The 16,770-nt window shown below is 32.9% G+C and carries 18 protein-coding genes and 1 tRNA gene; 2 read left to right on the plus strand and 17 right to left on the minus strand.

From position 1 onward, the window contains the following. Positions 1 to 28 precede the first annotated feature (28 nt). The 13 genes from rplJ to AAHN03_RS01660 form a co-directional block, all read right to left on the minus strand. On the minus strand, positions 29 to 538 hold the full coding sequence (gene rplJ, locus AAHN03_RS01600; protein WP_341761990.1) for a 50S ribosomal protein L10: 510 nt from the start codon (positions 536 to 538) through the stop codon (positions 29 to 31). Positions 539 to 559: 21 nt separating this feature from the next. Beyond that, the gene (rplA, locus tag AAHN03_RS01605) at positions 560 to 1,267 is read right to left on the minus strand and encodes a 50S ribosomal protein L1 (RefSeq protein ID WP_342278891.1); all 708 of its coding nucleotides are present in this window, start codon (positions 1,265 to 1,267) and stop codon (positions 560 to 562) included. A gap of 3 nt (positions 1,268 to 1,270) precedes the next feature. Beyond that, positions 1,271 to 1,705, minus strand: coding sequence for a 50S ribosomal protein L11 (gene rplK, locus AAHN03_RS01610; protein ID WP_342278892.1), 435 nt, complete (start codon positions 1,703 to 1,705; stop codon positions 1,271 to 1,273). 768 nt (positions 1,706 to 2,473) lie between these two features. Further along, positions 2,474 to 3,004, minus strand: a complete 531-nt coding sequence (gene nusG / locus AAHN03_RS01615; RefSeq protein ID WP_341761988.1) for a transcription termination/antitermination protein NusG — start codon at positions 3,002 to 3,004, stop codon at positions 2,474 to 2,476. Positions 3,005 to 3,026: 22 nt separating this feature from the next. Continuing rightward, positions 3,027 to 3,227 (minus strand): preprotein translocase subunit SecE, encoded by a 201-nt coding sequence (gene secE / locus AAHN03_RS01620; protein ID WP_341748453.1) that lies wholly within the window; start codon positions 3,225 to 3,227, stop codon positions 3,027 to 3,029. 21 nt (positions 3,228 to 3,248) lie between these two features. After that, a tRNA-Trp gene (locus AAHN03_RS01625) sits at positions 3,249 to 3,324 on the minus strand. 209 nt (positions 3,325 to 3,533) lie between these two features. Then, positions 3,534 to 4,145 (minus strand): palindromic element RPE1 domain-containing protein, encoded by a 612-nt coding sequence (locus AAHN03_RS01630; protein ID WP_341761987.1) that lies wholly within the window; start codon positions 4,143 to 4,145, stop codon positions 3,534 to 3,536. Positions 4,146 to 4,230: 85 nt separating this feature from the next. After that, positions 4,231 to 6,306 (minus strand): elongation factor G, encoded by a 2,076-nt coding sequence (gene fusA / locus AAHN03_RS01635; protein ID WP_410521343.1) that lies wholly within the window; start codon positions 6,304 to 6,306, stop codon positions 4,231 to 4,233. Positions 6,307 to 6,315: 9 nt separating this feature from the next. Further along, positions 6,316 to 6,804: a 30S ribosomal protein S7 gene (gene rpsG, locus AAHN03_RS01640; RefSeq protein WP_341747240.1), complete on the minus strand. Its 489-nt coding sequence runs from the start codon at positions 6,802 to 6,804 to the stop codon at positions 6,316 to 6,318. 19 nt (positions 6,805 to 6,823) lie between these two features. After that, positions 6,824 to 7,207, minus strand: coding sequence for a 30S ribosomal protein S12 (gene rpsL, locus AAHN03_RS01645; RefSeq protein ID WP_341747241.1), 384 nt, complete (start codon positions 7,205 to 7,207; stop codon positions 6,824 to 6,826). Between the two features lie 431 nt (positions 7,208 to 7,638). After that, positions 7,639 to 8,328 (minus strand): RNA methyltransferase, encoded by a 690-nt coding sequence (locus tag AAHN03_RS01650; RefSeq protein ID WP_342278893.1) that lies wholly within the window; start codon positions 8,326 to 8,328, stop codon positions 7,639 to 7,641. Between the two features lie 139 nt (positions 8,329 to 8,467). Then, complete coding sequence (locus tag AAHN03_RS01655) at positions 8,468 to 8,842, minus strand: helix-turn-helix domain-containing protein (protein ID WP_341747243.1); 375 nt, start codon at positions 8,840 to 8,842, stop codon at positions 8,468 to 8,470. 723 nt (positions 8,843 to 9,565) lie between these two features. Beyond that, positions 9,566 to 10,615 carry an IS110 family transposase gene (locus AAHN03_RS01660; RefSeq protein ID WP_342278307.1) on the minus strand — a complete coding sequence of 350 codons (1,050 nt, stop codon included), beginning with the start codon at positions 10,613 to 10,615 and terminating at the stop codon, positions 9,566 to 9,568. A 136-nt stretch (positions 10,616 to 10,751) separates the two neighbouring features. Between AAHN03_RS01660 and AAHN03_RS01665 the strand changes: the two genes are divergently transcribed. Then, complete coding sequence (locus AAHN03_RS01665; RefSeq protein ID WP_342278894.1) at positions 10,752 to 11,570, plus strand: YihY/virulence factor BrkB family protein; 819 nt, start codon at positions 10,752 to 10,754, stop codon at positions 11,568 to 11,570. Positions 11,571 to 11,741: 171 nt separating this feature from the next. On the opposite strand, the gene fabG is transcribed toward AAHN03_RS01665, so the two are convergent. The 4 genes from fabG to AAHN03_RS01685 all read right to left on the minus strand — a co-directional run bounded on the left by fabG (position 11,742) and on the right by AAHN03_RS01685 (position 15,179). Beyond that, the gene (gene fabG / locus AAHN03_RS01670) at positions 11,742 to 12,467 is read right to left on the minus strand and encodes a 3-oxoacyl-ACP reductase FabG (protein ID WP_342278895.1); all 726 of its coding nucleotides are present in this window, start codon (positions 12,465 to 12,467) and stop codon (positions 11,742 to 11,744) included. 2 nt (positions 12,468 to 12,469) lie between these two features. Beyond that, positions 12,470 to 13,510, minus strand: a complete 1,041-nt coding sequence (recA, locus tag AAHN03_RS01675; protein WP_341763013.1) for a recombinase RecA — start codon at positions 13,508 to 13,510, stop codon at positions 12,470 to 12,472. Positions 13,511 to 13,680: 170 nt separating this feature from the next. Next, positions 13,681 to 14,796, minus strand: coding sequence for a tetratricopeptide repeat protein (locus AAHN03_RS01680; protein WP_342278896.1), 1,116 nt, complete (start codon positions 14,794 to 14,796; stop codon positions 13,681 to 13,683). Between the two features lie 56 nt (positions 14,797 to 14,852). Continuing rightward, entirely contained in the window at positions 14,853 to 15,179 is a 327-nt protein-coding gene (locus AAHN03_RS01685) for a hypothetical protein (protein WP_342278897.1), read from the minus strand. 97 nt (positions 15,180 to 15,276) lie between these two features. Here AAHN03_RS01685 and AAHN03_RS01690 point away from each other — a divergent pair, with 97 nt between their 5' ends. After that, a complete protein-coding gene (locus tag AAHN03_RS01690; protein WP_342278898.1) occupies positions 15,277 to 16,476 on the plus strand; it encodes a hypothetical protein in 1,200 nt (399 codons plus the stop codon). Positions 16,477 to 16,770 lie beyond the last annotated feature (294 nt).

Here is a 16,770-nt window from a genome sequence, read left to right on the forward strand (position 1 = left end):
TTCTTCCTCTTAAAACTTTTTTATTAAATTATTCTTTATTTGCATAAGCTTGAAAAACTCTAGCAAGCTTGGCTGCAGGAGCTTGCACCACACCAGCAATTTTAGTTGCAGGAGCTTGCACCACACCAATAATTTTCCCTCTAAGCTCATTTAATGAAGGCAATTTTGCAAGTTGTTGTACAGAATTCGCATCTAATATTTGATTATTTACTAAACCACCAACTACTTTCAAACATTCATTAGTTTTAGCAAATTCTACGACAACTTTCGCAGCCTCAACAGGGTCTTCAGAATATGCAAAGGCTGTCGGACCAACAAGCAAATGTACTATATCACCAATACCAGCCTTATTTGCTGCTATTTTTGACAAAGTATTTTTAACTACTTTGAACCCCGCATTTTTTGCTTTAAGAGACCTACGCAGTAGAGTTACTTGACTAACAGTAAGCCCATGATAATGAGTAATTATCACGGAATTTGACCGTTTATACACCTCTTCAAGTTCTACGACAAATTCATGTTTCTCTGATCTTAACACCTTAATTCTCCTTGTCGTATTTTACGATATACTTGCTAAATCTATTTTTACTGATGGACTCATAGTAGAAGATAGATATATTGCTTTTAAATAATTTCCTTTAGCACCAAAAGGCTTTGCTTTAACTACAGCAGATATCAAAGTTGATGCATTATCTAGCAAATCTTGTTTAGAAAATGATAATTTACCAACTCCAGCATGAATAATACCTGCCTTTTCAACCCTATACTCTACTTGACCACTTTTGGCATTTTTAATTGCCGTTACAATATCGGTAGTTACAGTCCCAAGTTTTGGATTTGGCATTAAGCCCTTTGGACCTAAAATTCTTGCCACTGCACCTATTGCTGACATCATATTTGGTGTTGCAATACAAACGTCAAAATTAATTTTTCCTGCTTTAATATCATCGATAATTTCTGTAGAACCAGCAATATCTGCTCCAGCTTCTTTAGCTTCTTCTATCTTTTCATCCTTACAAATCACTGCAACTCTACTAACTTTACCCGTACCAGCTGGTAATGCGACAACACCACGTACCATTTGATCTGAGTGCTTAGGATCTATCCCTAATTTCATCACCACTTCCAAAGTAGAGTCAAATTTAGTATAAGACACAGACTTAAGCAACTCTATTCCTTCTGCTAAAGTGCGGTTGCCAACTAGAGCTACTTTTTTTCTTGCTTCTCTAATCTTTTTGCCACCAACTAATTTTTTATCAACTAACATATATTAATCTCCTACCACTTCAAGACCCATAGATTCAGCAGTACCACGAATAATTTTAGCGGCAGCTATTAAATTATCAGTATTAAGATCTACCATTTTAATTTTTGCAATTTCAATGCAATCTGACATGGTAACCTTACCAACAAATGCTTCTTTTTTAGTAGCACTAGAACCTTTAGGAATTTTAGCAAATTGTTTTAAGTAATACGATGCTGGAGAAGTCTTAGTTACAAAAGTAAAACTATTATCTTCATAAGCAGTAATCACGACTGGGATAGGAGTACCTAGTTCAATAGCACTAGTTGCTGCGTTAAACGCCTTACAAAACTCCATAATATTAAGTTTCTTCTGACCAAGTGCAGGACCAATAGGTGGGGATGGATTAGCCTTACCTGCTGGCACAGTTAACTTAATATAAGCGGTTATTTTTTTTGCCATTATAATCTTATCCTTACTTATTTAATTAATAGCATTATTCACGTGAGCCTTGTCAATACACTCTCGATGTCATTACCATGTAGGCATTGCCCACAACTGTTGAAAGTTAAAAATCGTCTATTAGCAAAGCACTGTTGTAAGGCTTAAACCGTCATTGCGAAAAGCCGCCGCAAGCGGCAACGTGGCAATCTTGTGAAGGATACCTTACTCCACGAAGATTGCACAGCACCTAACGGCACTTCGCAATAACGGTTTTTTAACTTTCAACAGTTATGGCATTACCCACGCGTGGATCAAAAAGCCAACGTAAGTAATGGTACTTACAGAACCAAAAACGAGGTCATTCCTAGCTAAAAGCGAAAATCCAAAAAATAACCTGTAAAGGCTATTAAACCCTAACTTACGTTGGGATGACATCAACGACAAATATTATATCGAATTCAACTTAACCTCAAGTATCGATGTAACAAATTAATACTAGGCTTAGTATTATCCCTACCCCCTACGTAGGCAGAGTCTAAACAACCTAGAAGGCTCTTTTTAGACCCCAAATTACGCTGGGATGACATTAAGTTGACAATCATACACCTTTAGCTAGGATGGTAGAGACAATAAACTGCATACTCTTCTGCTCCTACGAATTGTTTTTTGAAAATATCATGGATTCGCATGTGTAACTATACTATATGTACGCTACGCTTTCTCACCATTCATTTTCAAATCCAATTCATAGGATCATTTGAGTACACACCCTACTCTAAACAAACCCTAATTATTTTTCTTAACCTGCGTAAAATTTAGTTCTATAGGAGTTGCTTTACCAAAAATAGATATAGACACACGCAATCTATTTTTGTCATAATCAATTTCTTCTATAACCCCTGTAAAAGTCTCAAATGGACCATCAGTAACAATTACTGCCTCACCAATTTCATATAATTTTGAAATCCTAGCATCTTTGGTTTCAGATTCCAGTTTACTAAAAATATTTTGTATTTCTTTTTCGCTAAGGGCTTGTGGAGTACTTTTACTACCTAAAAAACCTGTAACCTTAGTTACACTTTTTACCAAATGCCAAGAATCATCTGTCATATTCATTTTAATCAGAATATAACCAGGCATAAATTTCTTCTCTGTCTTAACGTTTTTACCACGTTTAACTTCAGGTACTTCAATAACCGGAACAACGATATCCTCAAAAAACTCCGACATACCCTGCTTAGCAATTTGATCGAGAATCATTTGCTTTACACGCTTTTCTGAGCCTGATAATGTATGAATAACGTACCACTGTACCACAACTTTTCCCTAAACCTATTCTTTACTTCCCAATATTAAGTAAAACCTGCATTATGCTATGTATACCGTAGTCTAACACCAAACAAATTATACTAAAAATAAATACAGCCACCACTACTATAAGAGTTGAAGTTATCAGCTCTTTCTTACCAAGCCAAACAATTTTATAAACTTCTTGCTTTACTTGCTCATAAAATTTGTAGACTCTATTTTCCTTTAACATATTATACGAACTCATTACAGTTGGCAGGAGCGACAGGAATCGAACCCGCAACCTTCGGTTTTGGAGACCGACGCTCTACCAATTGAGCTACACTCCTATCATATTTTTACTAAAAAATCAAACTATTTTTTTAATAAAGTTCTATATTTACCAAGTGTGCAAGTTTTATTAACTTAAGTAACCTCGGTGTCATCCCCGCTTTGGTGCGGGATATAAAATATCTAACAACATTATCCATAGTATTTTTTAGATTCCCGCCTACGCGGGAATGACATCAACCTTTAGGACTATTATACTTACTTAAACTTACACACTTAGTATATTTGTAATTTCTTCTGACCCATCCCCTATAGTAGTTACTTCCTCGAACTGTTCTTGTTCTGAATCAGTTAATGTTACGTTAGATAACGTATCTGATATTGTCTCATCAGAACTATCTTTACTATCACCGGAAATTAGTTCTTGTTTTAATGTCTTATCTCTAATCTTTGCGTAGTCTAGTAAACATTTTTCCATCTCACTATTACTAAAGCTTTCTGCCAAAAATAACACTGTATCATACTCATCTTTCTGTATGGCAACACTACTTAGTAAATAATCCATTATTTTAGTATTTTTACTAAGGCATGCCGCCTTATATAAGAGTTCTTTTTGTAGCTCTTGCAACTCATCACGGTTATTAATATCTCCGTTAATATCTTCCATCATCAAATTTAATTTTGAATAAACCCAGTTGCCATACAAGTCAATATCACCCTTAACTAATTGCAATAATTCATTAGACATTTTGCAAAATTCTACTTTTACCGATGATTCGGACATCGATACGGTACTTGAATTCTCACGTACGTCTGAGTACGCTGCGGCTTTGCGTTCCGTGTCTCCTACAAATTCCTCAACATACGACATCTTAGCCATTTTCACGCCTTATATTATTTATTCACAAAAAATAACATTATAGCATATTATATATGATACACTAATAGCTATCTTAATAATTTTTTTATTTCTTAGCTTTAATAGTTTCGGTCACCTGTAATGATACTTGCTCATAATGAGAGAAAACCATACTATATTGAGATCTACCTTGTGATAAAGATCTCAAAGTACTAACATACCCAAACATCTCGGCCAACGGCACATTTGCAGTTATAACTTGTGCATTACCTCTTGGATCCATACTTTGCATTTGTCCTCTACGACTGTTTAGATCACCAATAATATCCCCCATATACTCATTAGGAGTAATTACTTCAACTTTCATAATTGGCTCAAGTAATTTTGGATTACCTTTTGGCATACCTTCTCTAAAAGCAGCTTTTGCAGCAATCTCAAATGCAAGTACACTTGAATCTACATCGTGGAATGCTCCATCTATCAAAGTTGCTTTAAAATCAATCATTGGATAGCCGGCAACTACACCTGTATCTTTAATATTATTTAGACCCTTTTCAACACTAGGAATAAATTCTTTAGGTATAGCTCCTCCAACAATTTTGCTTTCAAAAGTAAATCCTGTTCCAGCTTCTTGAGGTTCAAATATTATTTTAACCCGTGCAAATTGTCCAGCTCCACCAGATTGCTTTTTATGAGTATAATCAATTTCACAAGGCTTGGTAATTGTCTCCCGATAAGCTACTTGTGGTGCTCCAATGTTAGCCTCAACTTTAAACTCACGTTTCATACGATCAACCATAATCTCTAGATGCAGTTCACCCATACCTTTAATAACAGTTTGACCGCTTTCCTGATCAGTTGATACTCTAAAAGATGGATCTTCAGCAGCTAACCTAGACAATGCCATTCCCATTTTTTCTTGATCAGCAGTTGATTTTGGCTCTACAGCTAATTCAATAACCGGTTCAGGAAATTCCATTCTCTCCAAAATAACCTGCTTATCCGGATCACACAAAGTATCACCAGTAGTGGTATTTTTAAGACCAGCTAAAGCAACAATATCTCCTGCAAAAGCTTCCTTAATATCTTCTCTTTCATTAGCATGCATCAGAAGCATCCTACCTACTCGTTCTTTTTGGTCTTTTACCGTATTAATGACAGTAGCACCTGAACTAATCTTACCAGAGTAAATCCTGATAAATGTAAGAGATCCAACAAATGGATCGGTCATTACCTTAAAAGCTAAAGCAGAGAAAGGTTCAGATGCTGATATTTTAAAATCTTTTTCTTCTCCAAAATTAATATCTATTCCCTTGACTATTCCAATATCGATTGGTGAAGGTAAGTAGTCAACAACTGCATCTAGCAAAGGTTGCACACCTTTATTTTTAAAGGCACTACCACATAACACAGGAAAAAAGACTCGGTCAATCGTTCCTTTCCTTATTACTACTTGAATTTCTTCCTCAGTAAATTCTTCACCTGATAAATATTTCTCCATCAAATGATCATCATTCTCAGCAACCATTTCAATTAGCAAAGCACGGTATTCCTCAGCCTTTTCTAACATATCAGCAGGGATTTCTTGGTACGAATATTCAGCTCCAAGAGATTCATCCTTCCAAATTATTGCCTGCATCTTGATTAAATCAATAACTCCTTTGAAATTCTCTTCAATACCAACTGGCAACTGAATTACTAGAGGTTTTGCACCAAGACGATCTTTAATCATTTCTACACATTTGTAGAAATTAGCACCCATTCTGTCCATTTTATTGACAAAGCACATTCTAGGTACTTTATATTTATCAGCTTGTCTCCAAACTATTTCTGACTGAGGTTCAACACCGGCCACACCATCAAATACCGCCACTGCTCCATCTAAAACACGTAAAGACCTTTCTACTTCTATTGTAAAATCCACGTGACCTGGGGTATCAATAATGTTAATCCTTATATTTTTCCAATAACAGGTAGTAGCAGCAGAAGTAATAGTGATACCACGTTCTTGTTCTTGTGCCATCCAATCCATAGTGGCACCGCCTTCATGAACTTCACCAATTTTATGTGATTTTCCTGTATAAAAGAGAATACGCTCGGTTGTAGTAGTTTTACCAGCGTCAATATGAGCACAAATACCTATATTACGAGTATTAGCAAGAGAAAATTCTGTAATCGCCATATGATTTAATTACCTTGGTTGCGATTTTTTGGGACTAAAATGAGCAAAAGCTTTGTTAGCTTCAGCCATTTTATGAGTGTCCTCTCTTTTTTTAATAGCAACTCCTCTATTATTTGATGCTTCAAATAATTCCTCCGCCAACTTATCAATCATCATTTTTTCAGAACGTTTATTTGCTGCATTGATAATCCAACGTGACGCAAGTGCATACCCTCTTCTTTCATCAACAGGGGAAGGAACCTGATAATTTGCACCTCCCACACGCACTGAGGTAACCTCAAGATATGGCTTTACATTATTCATAGCATTATTGAAAGTTTCATAAGGATCTACCCTATGTTTTTTTTCTATTTTACTAAAAGCAGAATATACTATCTTTTCGGCTAGAGCTTTTTTCCCTTCCTTCATGATATTATTAATAAACCTAGCAAGCAGAGGGCTATTATATTTCATATCAGGCAAGATAACCCTTTTCTCTGCGGCATGACGACGTGACATTTTATCTCTCTATTTCAAATTATTTTTTTACAGCTTGCTTCGCTGATGTACCATAACGTGAGCGTCCTTGCTTACGATTTTTTACACCCTGAGTATCATAAGCACCGCGTACTATATGGTACTTAACACCTGGAAGATCAGGAACTCTTCCGCCCCTTACCAACACCGTAGAGTGTTCTTGTAAATTATGCCCTTCACCAGGTATATAAGCATTCACGTACTGCCCATTACTTAAGCGAACACGTGCCATTTTACGAAGAGCAGAATTAGGTTTCTTAGGAGTAACAGTTTTCACTATTACACAAACACCTTTCAAAAATGGATTAGATTCCAAAGCTGGGGATTTTGTCCTACGAATCTTCGACTGTCTTCCAAAACGTACTAACTGATTGTTTGTTGGCATTCAATACTCCAAATTTTTCCTTTTGATATTTATCTATCAACCCTTAAAGCTATAGGGGAAACTATATACTGTACCACTTTACGCGAATTTGGGATAAGAATTAGTTAATTCTTATCCCAAATTCGGTGAAATTATCGAAACAATCAGATTTGAGACGACTCTGCATCTGATTGTTAAATTAATATTTTACTAAAAACATAATTTTAATCTTTTAAAATCATGTTTTTAGCTTTAGAAAGGTTTAAAATGCATTCGTAAAACCGCTTTAATGAATGCATTTTTCCTTTATTAAAGTCAATTCGGGATAAGAATTAACTAATTCTTATCCCGAATTGGGGTACTTTCACTATTAAGCAGCAACAAGTGGAACTATAGCTATTTTTTTTATAAAAGCAACGAGTTTTTAACAACATTGACTAGATTAGTTATTTTTATGAACTTAGGGTTGTAATTATTCCCCTTAAAGTTTGTAGTTCTGTACTAGATAATTTATCTATACGAGTAAAAATATTCATAATATTTTGAGTCATGTGTAATTTTTTCTCAGGCACTTTAAAGAAATTCTTTTTGTTTAATTCAGTAAACAAATGTTCAAAGAAATATCCTAACTCTCCTTTTGATACTACGTCCTGTTCATTACTAACATTTATTCTCAGCTGTTTATTACGAAATAGCTCATAACATATAATAATTACTGACTGTGCAATGTTAAGAGAACTAAACCCCACTGTATTAATGTTAATAATTTTATGGGCATAAGTAATTTCTCTATTTCGCAAACCACAATTTTCACGACCAAACATGATGGAAACTTTAAGACCTGTAGGATAATCCTGACTTAAATGCTCTGATAGAACATAGTTTTTATTGATATTACGTGTTGCTGAACTTGTTGCATATAAATAATCAATATCCTCTATACTTGCTTCCAAACTATCATAAATCTTAGCATTATCTATGATATTTACCGCTGATACCGCCATATTACGTGCCTGTTCATTCGGCCAACCATCTCTAGGTGAAACGATTCTCAACTCTGAAACATCAAAATTCTTCATTGCTCTAGCAGCAGCACCAATATTCTCACCCATTTGAGGTGCTACTAAAATAATAATTGGCATAAATATCTTTGATTAATATGTAATTATTTTCTTCTAAATAGCTACTTAATTCCTACTAACTACTCGTATATAATTACTATACTCTTTCATCTCTGTCAACTATTAGTTTCATAATGAGCCAATGATTTTTTTATTTTATCTAATCTTCTTTAATCAAAGAACGTATCAATGCATTAACTGCTTGCTGATGTTCTGAGTTACGAATTTTCATAAAATTCCTTGACACTTCTATACACATACGCTGATGTTGAGTAAGTACAGGCTCGACATTGTCAGCATCTTCTAAACCTTGATAGAAATAATCGATATTTTTATCTAATGCTTTAGCAATAAGAACCAACCTACCTATTGATATTCTATTAATACCCTTTTCATATTTTTGTAACTGCTGATGTGTTACCTCTATTACCTCTGCAAGTTGTTGACGTGACAACCCCTTGGCAAGCCTTAGAGAATAGATTTTCCCACCTATAAACTGATCAACTTTTTGTATGTAGTCATTTCTTCGTACCATAATTAACTCCCTTATGCATGAACTATTAAATTTTAAGAATATAATAGATTATTAACAAATAAAAAGATTACTGTCATATATTATATAACCTAGAAAGCCAACAATTCACATAGGAATACCCACATGTAAACTGTCTACTATCAGTAAGTATTGATTATATTTTTTGTTTATGTACAAGTAGTGCTTAATATTTTTTAACTATTATATAATTATACTGATCTTATAGATACTTAGCAACCTTGTAAATTATAATTTCATTTTTATCGTATTTTTTTAACCTTTTTTTACTATTCTAGATAGAATAAGACTAAAAAATTAAAATCATAGAATTAACTAGGATATTTAAAGAATTATTGCAGAATGTTAAAAAATATACTTAATATAAAAAGTGATAATGTTGAATTTTATATGTATGGACCTACCCAACAATGCAAGAAAAAAATAATATATAACAGCAAAAAAATCGAATGCAGTCATGTATCCGGCTTATAGACAATAAATCAAGCAATTTACCCTATAGCCCTGATGGAATTCGCTGGCTTACAAACTTATACTTATCATATATTCGACTTCTAAAGAGCCATCGCTAAATTCAGTTTTTTCGTAAGCTAAGGTTCGTCTTATTTACCATCAATATTATCATTCTTCGCATATTCCGGATTGGAATTTGTTAAACTTTTATTACCTATAATGTCATTTCATCAATTATTTGGAGCAGTTTTTTTAACTACAAACTTTACTCTCGGTATAATCATTACCTGAACTGAGTAATGCAAATACCACCCTTGCTAGCTTATTAGCTACCGCGACAACTGTTTTATTATGACTGTTTCTCTCAGATAAATTAAACATCCACTCAGTAAACTTGCTATAATCTTTTTTAGATTTTTGTTCTTCCGTGGTAAATCTTATCTTGCTATTCAGAACGTCTCTTGCTCCTTGAATTAACAAAGTACGTAAATAAATATCACCTCTTTTACTAATACCAAGCAACTTATCTTTACCACCACTAGAATGTTGCCTTGGCACTAATCCCAGCCATGCTGATAATTGCCTACCATTTTCAAAACAACTAGCATTCCCTATTGAGGCTATTAAGGCTGTGGCAGTTATTAAACCTATACCTGGTATCGTCATTAGTTGTTGGTGATTACTATACTGGCTAGCTATGATTTTTAATCGTTGTTCTAGCTCTTTTATTTTTTTATCATTTTCTACAAATTCTTCTTTTAACTCACTAAACGTTTGATAGCTTAGCTGGCTTAAAGCCCCTGCATCTAAAATCTCAGTTAATTTTGTCATAATCTTATTGATTCCTTGCGGAATAACAAAACCAAATTCATGTAATAATCCCCTGATCTCATTAGCAAGAGCAGTACGGTTTTTTACCAATCGTTGCCTTACTCTATGAATAAATAAAATTTCTTGTTGCTCTACAGTTTTGATAGGTACAAACCTCATATTAGGTCTTGCTACTGCCTCACATATTGCTTCTGCATCAGCTTGATCATTTTTATTAGTTTTAACATAAGGTTTAACAAACTGCGGGGCCATTAATTTTACTTTATGACCTAATTTTGTTAATTCTCTTGCCCAATAGCTAGCTCCACCGCAAGCTTCCATGCCTACTAGACATTTTGGTACGTTAGCCATAAAAGTTAAAATCTGCTCTCTCGTTAATTTTTTCTTCAATACTGTCTTGCCATTTTTATCTACACCGTGAATTTGAAAAATTCTTTTTGCAATATCTATACCAATTGTGGTAACTTCCATATGGATCTCCTTATTATTGTTTAGGATTCATTTCCTATCCTAGAAGATTAGCATACGCTTCTCATTCTGTATATAGGGTAGATCCATACCATTATATATACTTGAATGATTATATAAAACAAAAGAAAGTTACTTGATGAAAAGAATTATAAAATGCCTATATCAGGCAGCCTTTAGAACAATTGAACATGATGGTGTTGAACATTCAGGGTATATGTCATTTATGGTACTCCTAACAATCTTTCCTTTTTTAGTTTTTTTATTAGCACTAACAAGTTTTGTTGGAGCATCAGAACTGGGAAAGAATTTTATTACTATTCTTCTTGAGAGTATGCCAGAACTGGCTACTGACTCAATAAAAACTAGGATAAACGAACTTGGAAAAACTCCTCCTCAAAGTCTAATGACCTTAGCGATAATGGGAAGTATTTGGACGGCTTCATCTTTTGTTGAATGTTTAAGAACAATTTTAAATAGGGTATATGAGATAAAATCTCCTCCTACCTACATAAGGCGAAGATTACTTAGCATAGCACAGTTTTTAGTAATCAGTATATTCATTACCTTTGCCATGCTTATTCTCATTATAGTACCAATAATATTAACAAAACTACCGATTATTTTACAAATGATAGAAGAACATAAGCACACTTTAACCCTTTTTCGATATGTTATCATTTTCTGCTCATTATTTATTACCTCCTCATCACTATATTATATAATCCCTAATGCAAAATTAAATTTTACAGACGTAGTTCCTGGAGCTTTATTAACGGTAATTTTATGGGTGATAAGTGGATATTTATTATCTACCTATATAATATATTATAACCAATTAAGTATAATATATGGTTCACTTGGTAGTATAATAGTGACTTTAATATTTTTTTATATTATTAACATGATTTTTATATATGGTGCAGAATTTAATTACCTACTAAGAGAATATCCTTGAAAGCAGAAGAGTACACTCTTCCGCTTTCAAGAAAAGCTATCGCAAAACTTTGAGGCGTGCATGCACGAACAATAGTTTACTACTATAGTCAATTGATGAGAAGTAGGTAGCATCGTCTTCGCTCGCCTATTACAATAGGCATCGCTCCATTTCATAATTTCACTTCTTCAATTATATCATCAACATTCCACCATTAACATGGATAGTTTGACCGGTGATGTAGGAAGCTTTGTCGCTTGCTAGGAAAGCTACTACGTTTGCAACATCTTCGGCTTCTCCGAAAGTTCTAAGAGGAATTTTTTGCATTATAGCCTCTTTTTGAGCTTCGTTTAATTTATCAGTCATGTTTGATTTAATAAAACCAGGAGAAACTACATTAATTGTGATACCCCTACTTGCTACCTCAATTGCTAGAGACTTTGTCATACCGATCAAACCAGCTTTGGAAGCACAATAATTTGCCTGTCCTGGATTACCAGAAACTGCAACCACAGATGATATGTTAATTATTCTACCATAACGAGTTTTCATCATTTTCTTTATCGCTTCACGATTTAGAATAAAGCTAGCTTTTAAGTTTATATCTATAACTTGATCAAACATTTCATTGGACATTTTTATTGCCAGCATATCTTTAGTGATTCCGGCATTACAAACTAAAATGTCGATTTGTTCAAGACTAGACACCAAGTTAGTACATTCATCAATATTTGCTAGATTACATGGTACTATCGTATAATTATCTTTTAAGTTATTTGCAAGTTCTTGTAATTTCTCTTGGTTACTACCACTAATTATCACATGACTACCAAGAGAGTGGAATAGCTTAGCAATGCTACCACCAATTGTCCCAGATGCTCCAGTAATTAGAGATTTTTTAGCAGTTAAATCTATCATTTCTATTCTTCCTCTTCTATAGTTATCGTTTCGCTATCAAAAGTAACACTAGTATTATGAGAAGACTTTTGACGAATTAGTTGTTCTATTTCAGAGCAGATAGCAGGGTGTTCTCTTAGGTAATGTTTGACATTTTCTCTACCTTGACCTATACGAGTGTCATTATATGAAAACCAAGAACCTGATTTTTCTATTATTTCAAATTTAACACCAAGATCAATTATCTCGCTTTCTCTAGAAATACCACTACCATACATTATATCAAATTCTGCCGTTTTAAACGGTGGAGAGACTTTATTTTTAACAACTTTAATCTTAGTTTGGCTTCCTACTAGATCTTCTTTATCCTTGATTGTTGAAATTCTTCTAATATCTAGCCTTACTGAGGCATAAAATTTTAAAGCATTACCACCTGTGGTAGTTTCTGGACTACCAAACATAACGCCTATTTTCATTCTAATTTGGTTAATAAAAATAATTATACAATTAGTTCTTGAAATTGATGCAGTGAGTTTTCTAAGTGCTTGGCTCATTAATCTAGCTTGTAACCCCATATGAGAGTCACCCATTTCCCCTTCAATCTCTGCTTTAGGCACAAGAGCAGCAACACTATCTATAACGACCATATCAATAGCTCCAGAACGTACTAAAGTATCAGTTATTTCAAGTGCCTGCTCTCCAGTATCTGGTTGAGAAATAATAAGCTCGTCAATATTTATGCCAAGTTTTTTGGCATATGCTGGGTCTAAAGCATGTTCTGCATCAATAAAAGCACAAGTACCACCTTTCTTCTGTGCTTCAGCAATTACATGTAGAGTTAAAGTGGTCTTTCCTGAACTTTCCGGTCCAAAAATTTCAATAATTCTTCCCTTAGGTAAACCACCTATACCGAGTGCCAAATCAAGCCCTAGAGATCCTGTTGGTATTGCCTCAACGTCTACAGCAGGGCGTTGACCAAGTTTCATGACAGAACCTTTGCCGTAACTTTTTTCAATCTGGCTAAGTGCAGCAAGCAATGCTCTTTCTTTGTCTATAACGTTCATTTCTAGAATCAGCTTAATAAAATTAAATTAAATTTATAAAGTAACATACGAGGAAAATCCAGTAAAATAATTACAAATATTAATATCATAGTGATTTAAAAATTGCAACTAAAAATTAAAAGAATCTATTCTTTAACCTAAAGCTGATCTGTCAACAGCAACCTTAATGTTTAATTGTTCTTGACCCACAAATCCATGTTATATTGTTTACAATATTCAAGCATATCAACGGTATTAGGATGATGTATGCCAAACTCCTTAATTTGTGGCTTACCAAAGAATTTATAATTATATAAATCTTTACTTTTACAAGCAGCCTTTGCTCCTTTATTGTATAACGTACTTACTTGAGCAATATTTTTACTTCTATCCCCATATAAATAATGATATGTAACAAACGCTTTTTTATAAGATTCTATGGCTTGTTCAAACCTATCTTGAACAAACAAAATATCACCTTGTACTATATAACCAGCTGCTAGGCTTGGATTTTTAGAATAATTTGTTTTCTCAGGGGTTATGTTTTCCAGTGCTAACAACATGTGGATAGGTTTATTGATGTATTCAGAAGCTTTATCTACTTTATCTAAACCTAATGCACTTCTTGCCATTTCTATGTAAATATATGCAAATACTTCATTATCCTTATGCTTGAGAGGTTTATACATATCATATATCTGTTGGGCTTGAGTATAAGCTTCTTGATATCTACCAAGAAAACTCAATATCTCTGTTCTATACACATAAATTGTTACAGCATATGGGTCATTAATATGCAATCCATTTTTTATAAACATTTCAATAACTTTATCTATCCACTTTAAAGCTTCTTTATATTGACCTTGCCTTCCAAATAATATACCTTTTACAGTATATATTGTATATATTTCATCTTCTTGTATTACTCCTCCTAATTTTACTAGTTTTTCTATCGTTTTAAGAAATTCTTCAGCTAATTTAATTTCACCTAAAACTATATAAGCCATAGATATATTATAGAGAACATTCAATTTAATATAATAATTCACTTCTTCACCAAGTTTATCTAAAACCTTTAACGATTTAGTATAATAAATAATAGAGGTTTCAAAATTTTTTAATATTCTATGATAATATGCTCCTATTATTCCTAAATACCTAGCATAACACAATTTTTGGGATTCAGACATTTGCCACAATTTAAATTCTTTATCTTTTTGATTAAACCAATCAAGCATTTGCTCGGCTTTGCTAATATTACAAATGTTTACATATAGAGAAAATAATTCACTTCTTAAACTAAGCATCTCATGTATGTTAATATTATATTTCTCGGCATTTTTGAGAAGAATTTCTAAATTTTCTAGTATAGTCTGTGAGGTTTTCCATAAATATCCTGAATAAGACCCTTTAAATTTAGGTAATTTGGCAATAATATTTTATTATTATCACCATTTAGTTCCATTATTTTATTGCTAACTATATCATGCATTTCAAAAATAGGGTTATCTTTGTTAGGATCAATATTACTGATTAGCATAGATTTAGATAATTGATATATATCATCATCTAAAGTATCTTTATGATCAGTAATGGTGCTAAGAAGCTGTTTCGAGAAGCTTTGGTTATTTAGTAAAGCTATTTTATTAAGTAATTTTACTGCACTAGGATTTAATTGTTGAATAGCCATGCTAATATTTGTTGCTATTTTATCAGTCGATTGATAAATTTTCTTTTTATATTCCTCTTTATCTAAACCTAAATTTAAAGGGTCTTACTCAGGATATGTGTGGAAAAGAGCCAAGACTATACTAGAAAACTTAGAAATTCTTTTAAAAAACTCTGAGAAATATAATATTAATCTATACTCAATACTTACCTTAAAGGCTGAGTTATTCTCTCTGTATATCAACCTTCATAATGCCAGCAAAGCACAACAAATGTTTGATTGGTTTAATCAAAAAGATAAAGAATTTAAATTGTGGAAAATGTCTGAAACTCAAAAATTTTATTATGCTAAGTACTTAGGACTAATAGGAGTGTGTCATATTGTGATATTCAGGAATTTTGAAACAGCGATTTCTTATATTACTAAATCATTAAATATTTTAGACAAGCTTGATAACGATGAAGCTACTTATTCCTGTAAATTTAATTTTTTTGTTTATACATCTACAGCTTATATATTTTTAGGTGAAATAAAACTAGCTAAAGAATTTCTTAAAGAGATAGAAAAACTAGCAAAACAAGGAATAATACAAGAAGCTGATATGTCTGCAATAGATTATATAAAAAGTGTATTATGTTGGCTACAAGGCAAATATAAAGAATCTTTAGAATTGGAAGGTGAAGCTACTGCACTACTTATAAAAAATGGATTGCATATTGATGACCTACTCATTATGGAGCTATATATATATATAATAAATATATTGAATTATCTTGGTAGATATCAAGAAGCTTATACTCAAGCTCAACAGCTATATGATATACATAAGCCCCTAAAGCATAAGGATAATAAAATATTTGCAGATATTTATATAGAAATGGCAAGAAGTCAATTAGGTTTAGGTAAAATAGATAAAGCTTATGAATACATTAATAATGCTATTTCTATATTGTTAGTACAGGAAAACTTAACCCCTGAGAGAACAAATTATTCTAAAAATCCGAGCTTAGCAGTAAGTTACGTAGTACAAGGTGATATCTTGTTTGCCCAAGATAGCCTTAAGCAAGCAATAGAATCTTATAAAAAAGCGTTTGTTATATATCATTATTTATATGGAAGTAGAAGTAAAAATGTTGCTCAAGTAAGTTATTTGTATAATCATGGAGCAAGAGCTGGCTGTAAAAGTAAAGATTTATATAATTATAAATTTTTTGGCAAGCCACAAATTAAGGAGTTTGGCATACACCATCCTAATACCGTTGATATGCTTGAATATTGTAAACAATATGACATGTATCTGTGGACCAAGAACAATTAAGCATTAAGGTTCTTAAATCGTTGGAATTTTATATTAAGTGGCAGCTCATCGCGACTCATCTTCGAGATAAATATGAGCAGAAATTATGCTATAGAACGTGAGTATTATGCGACGAGTGGAGTGTAGAATTAAATTCTCGTTACTGACTACATGTATGAACCTCCTGTAAAATGCAAGAAAAAAATAACATCTAATAGCAAAAATGCAAATGCATACATGTATCCGGCTTATAGTTAATAAATTATGTGTAATTTATCCTACAGCCCTGATGGAATTCGCTGGCTTACAAATTTA

The sequence above is a fragment of the Candidatus Tisiphia endosymbiont of Myopa tessellatipennis genome (assembly GCF_964031105.1).
In the GTDB taxonomy this organism is placed as follows: domain Bacteria; phylum Pseudomonadota; class Alphaproteobacteria; order Rickettsiales; family Rickettsiaceae; genus Tisiphia.

Bases quoted from the DNA above. Each gene is read 5' to 3' on its own strand.
- rplA (WP_342278891.1), bottom strand. From the start codon at position 1,267: ATGTTAGTTGATAAAAAATTAGTTGGTGGCAAAAAGATTAGAGAAGCA.
- rplK (WP_342278892.1), bottom strand. From the start codon at position 1,705: ATGGCAAAAAAAATAACCGCTTATATTAAGTTAACTGTGCCAGCAGGT.
- secE (WP_341748453.1), bottom strand. From the start codon at position 3,227: ATGTTAAAGGAAAATAGAGTCTACAAATTTTATGAGCAAGTAAAGCAA.
- AAHN03_RS01630 (WP_341761987.1), bottom strand. From the start codon at position 4,145: ATGGCTAAGATGTCGTATGTTGAGGAATTTGTAGGAGACACGGAACGC.
- fusA (WP_410521343.1), bottom strand. From the start codon at position 6,306: ATGGCGATTACAGAATTTTCTCTTGCTAATACTCGTAATATAGGTATT.
- rpsG (WP_341747240.1), bottom strand. From the start codon at position 6,804: ATGTCACGTCGTCATGCCGCAGAGAAAAGGGTTATCTTGCCTGATATG.
- rpsL (WP_341747241.1), bottom strand. From the start codon at position 7,207: ATGCCAACAAACAATCAGTTAGTACGTTTTGGAAGACAGTCGAAGATT.
- AAHN03_RS01650 (WP_342278893.1), bottom strand. From the start codon at position 8,328: ATGCCAATTATTATTTTAGTAGCACCTCAAATGGGTGAGAATATTGGT.
- AAHN03_RS01655 (WP_341747243.1), bottom strand. From the start codon at position 8,842: ATGGTACGAAGAAATGACTACATACAAAAAGTTGATCAGTTTATAGGT.
- AAHN03_RS01660 (WP_342278307.1), bottom strand. From the start codon at position 10,615: ATGGAAGTTACCACAATTGGTATAGATATTGCAAAAAGAATTTTTCAA.
- AAHN03_RS01665 (WP_342278894.1), top strand. From the start codon at position 10,752: ATGAAAAGAATTATAAAATGCCTATATCAGGCAGCCTTTAGAACAATT.
- fabG (WP_342278895.1), bottom strand. From the start codon at position 12,467: ATGATAGATTTAACTGCTAAAAAATCTCTAATTACTGGAGCATCTGGG.
- recA (WP_341763013.1), bottom strand. From the start codon at position 13,510: ATGAACGTTATAGACAAAGAAAGAGCATTGCTTGCTGCACTTAGCCAG.
- AAHN03_RS01680 (WP_342278896.1), bottom strand. From the start codon at position 14,796: ATGCTTAGTTTAAGAAGTGAATTATTTTCTCTATATGTAAACATTTGT.
- AAHN03_RS01685 (WP_342278897.1), bottom strand. From the start codon at position 15,179: ATGGCTATTCAACAATTAAATCCTAGTGCAGTAAAATTACTTAATAAA.